Annotated in this window: 2 protein-coding genes; both read right to left on the reverse strand. The window is 59.2% G+C overall.

Going from position 1 to position 3,539, the window contains the following annotated elements:
• Positions 1–456: 456 nt before the first annotated feature.
• The gene (locus CJ255_RS21380; RefSeq protein WP_165774873.1) at positions 457–1,476 is read right to left on the reverse strand and encodes a methyltransferase; all 1,020 of its coding nucleotides are present in this window, start codon (positions 1,474–1,476) and stop codon (positions 457–459) included.
• A 162-nt stretch (positions 1,477–1,638) separates the two neighbouring features.
• Positions 1,639–3,369: an ABC transporter substrate-binding protein gene (locus tag CJ255_RS21385; RefSeq protein ID WP_097646105.1), complete on the reverse strand. Its 1,731-nt coding sequence runs from the start codon at positions 3,367–3,369 to the stop codon at positions 1,639–1,641.
• Positions 3,370–3,539 lie beyond the last annotated feature (170 nt).

A 3,539-nucleotide genomic window follows, 5' to 3' on the forward strand; every position in this document is an offset into this window, starting at 1 on the left:
CTTTCAGCTTTACCGTCGTAGTGCCGACTTATGGTCTTCCAGAAATTAATCCGGTGTCGCGGCACGGACTAGACCTGATAGATATGCCAGATCTGCGAGGTCTGGTTAGCGGATTATTTACTGGAAGACCATTAGTCGGCATCCGGGGGTGTCTGCGACCTCAGCCGACTAAGGGAAGCGGATGTTGTTCATTGCCCCATTGTTTTGTCATCCTGAGAGACCGTAGGTAGTGCCGACTTTAGTCGGCTGAGGTCTTTGGAAGCGATGGGAAGCCGACTAACGTCGGCACTACGATGGCCGCTCATGGACTATTCGGCATGACAGGCTGCTGGGATACTTGAAAATTTCTGCTTCCCTAACGTCGGCACTACCTCATGGCGCAAACAATAAAGTAGCCTGAAACCATGCCCCAACGCCAAAACCTCTGTGCCCTCGGTGCCTCTGTGGTGAAATACTCTATGACCTCTTCCGCGCCACGAGCAGGCGTAGCGGCTCTGGCTCGTTGAGCATGAGCGTTTCGGGCTTGGTAAAGCCTGCGGCCTCAAGCCAGGCGGCAAGCTCGTCACTGGTGTAGGCTGCGCCCGTCTTGTTTGCGAGCAGCATGTGGAGATCAAAGAGGGTGGCGTCAAGGGGGCCAACGCGGTCGGAGTTGAGCAGGAAGTTGTGGATCACCACCGCCCCACCCGGCTCAAGGGCCGCATGCACCTTCGTGAGCAGCGCCACCGCCTCGTCTGTCGTCTGGTGCGTCAGGATGCCGAAGAGCAGGGCAAGGTGGTACCCTGTACCCAGATGATCCTGCTTGAAGTCGCCGGATTGCAGCGCGACCCGCTCGGTTAGCCCTGAGGCGGCAACAAGCTCCTGCGCGACGGGAATGACAGGCGGTAGTTCAAAGATGGTGGCGGTGAGCGTGGGGTAGCGCTGCGCTAAGGCCATGCTGTAGGCACCATGGCCGCCGCCGATGTCAAGCACCCGTGGCGCTACATTGCTGGGCATGAGCGGTGCGAGCAGTTCAGCGACCAGGGGGGCGCTTGTGCGTGCCACGTCGTAGAGCCCAAGCTCAAAGCGGCGTACCCAAGTAGGATCGGGGGCGCGATCCGTGACATACGTGCCTCCCGCTGCCACCTCACCGCGCACGGTCGGGCCAAGTTGGCCCCAACGCTCGTAGAAGTTGGCCTCGCGGCGCACGAGGTTGCCAATAAAGAATGGCCCGGTGCCACTCAGGCAGGCCGCTGCAACCGGCCCATTGGCGTAGCGCCTCTCGTGCTGCAACTCCAGCAGGCCCAGCGCCACTGCCGCGTTCAGCAGGCGCTCTAGCACCTCTGGGCGCTGCTTCAGTTGAGCACCAAGTTCTTGCGCGTTCGCCGGGCCAGCCGCTAACGCCTCGAAGACGCCCAACTCGGTGCAGACAATCAGCACTTGGGCCGAACGGTAGCCGCGTAGGAGATCGAGCAATTCACGCCGGTATGCGTAACTCATGAGTCTATGCTCCTTCTCATGCCATTTCAGATTGTAGATTGTAGATTGTAGATTGCCGAACATGGGCGTTCGCATTCTTGATGATGCGCCATGTTCAAGGGTAATTGGCGCGGATGCGCTGGCTTCGCATCCGCGCATCCGCGCATCCGCGCAAACAAGTGGTTATAAACCATCCCGCATAGGCAAACCAGTCTGAGTGCCGGTCACAAAGGCATGCTTGTTCCACCAGATTGGTACACCGCTGCCAATGCCACCTGGGGTGTAGTACCAAGCAGCAAAGACTTCAGGCCGGTAGAGATGCATGTTGAGCGGGTGGTAGAGTGGTAGCACCGGCACATCCTCGGCAAGAAGCTCCTGCATAGTGAAGACGAGGGCTTTACGCTGCGCCTCATCGGTCGTGGTGAACTGCTCGCTGGCCAGTTGGTCAAAGGTTGGATTGGCATAGCCGTGGGCACGCGAGAAGGAGCGCGAGCGACTGGTACTGGCGAAGGTTTGGCGCAGACGATCCGGATCGCCGCCCAAGCCGCCATAGCCGATAATGGCGATCCCGTAGTTCCCATCGGCAGTCAGGGCATCCTGGCTGGGGCGGTCGTTCGGGCGCAGGGTGAGCGGGATGCCGACCTCTTGGAGCATCGCCCGCAGCAGTTCGGCGGTGCGGGCCATTGATGCTCCATCGAAGTAGAGTTGCAGATCGAGGGGCTGACCATCGGGCATGGTGCGGATTCCGTCACCATTGGTATCTTGGTACCCAGCCTCATCAAGGAGCGCGGCGGCCCGCTCCCGATCAACCGCGTAGGCTGCGACATCAGGGTTGTACCAGCTACTACTCGGCGCAACCCCACCCGGATTGCCGGGTTCGCCATTGCCCAACAGCACCCGTTGCACCAACTCTTCACGGTCAATGGTGTAGGCAAGAGCCTGGCGGAAACGCACATCATCGTAGGGAGGCCCCTTGGCCAGATTGAAGTGCAGCGCCGCGTTCCATTCGCCACCCGTACTCATAATGGCAAACGGAGGCTCACGGAACGGAGCCAGAACCTCAGCGGTGACACTACTATCTACACTGATGCCGGTCGCATCAATGGCGCCCTGCTGAAGGCTCAAGAGCGCATCGGCAACCGGCACCAACTCAATGCGCTGCACATAGGGCGTACCCAACCAGAAGTCCTGATTGGCCTCGTACAGGTACGCCCCACTAGCTTGGTCATACTGGGTAAGCTGGTAGGGGCCACTGCCAATCAGCAATTCAAGCGTAGCCGCTTGGGCTGGTTCATCAATCTCTTCCCAGATATGGCGCGGGATGATTGGCAAGGTACCAGCAATATTGGACAGGAAGGGCGCATAGGGTTGCTCAAGCACAATCGCCACACGCTGTTCATCAAGCTGCTCGACGCTACTGATGATCTCCAGCGTCCCACCGAGCAGCACTGCCGAGGGCTGATTGGCAAGGTAATCGAAGGTAAACACGACATCATCAACCGTCAGAGGCGTACCATCATGCCAACGCACACCCTCGCGCAGGGTAAACTCCCAGCGCGTCCCATCGGCAGACACAGTCCATTCCGTCGCCAGCCAAGGAATGAACCCCTCACTATCCTTCCAGATCAGGGTATCGTAGATAAAACTCATGCGGACAAAACCCGGGCCACGACTGTAGGTAAAGGGCGAAGGCAGGCCAAAATCGCCCCCAGGCAGCCGCAGTACCTCAACATGCTGCATAGCAGCAGGCGGCGCAGTGGCTTGCTCATCAGGTGCTTGTGCAACCACTTCACTTTCACTCGTAGGCAGACTCGCAGCAGTTGGCGCTGCGCTGGGCGGAGCTTGGCCACACGCAGCCAAGCTGAGGATGCAGAGGAGCGCAAACATCCAACGGAGTTGGACTGAATAGATCATGGTGAACCTTCTTCCCTTAGAAGCTGTCTAAAAAACCGGGGGGCACATGCTGGAGTGCCGGCTTTAGCCGGCATCCGGGGGTTGTCGGCGACCTCCCTTAGAAGCTGTCTAAAAAACCGGGGGGCACATGCTGGAGTGCCGGCTTTAGCCGGCATCCGGGGGTTGTCGGC

The sequence above is a fragment of the Candidatus Viridilinea mediisalina genome, assembly GCF_002532535.1.
GTDB lineage: Bacteria > Chloroflexota > Chloroflexia > Chloroflexales > Chloroflexaceae > Viridilinea > Viridilinea mediisalina.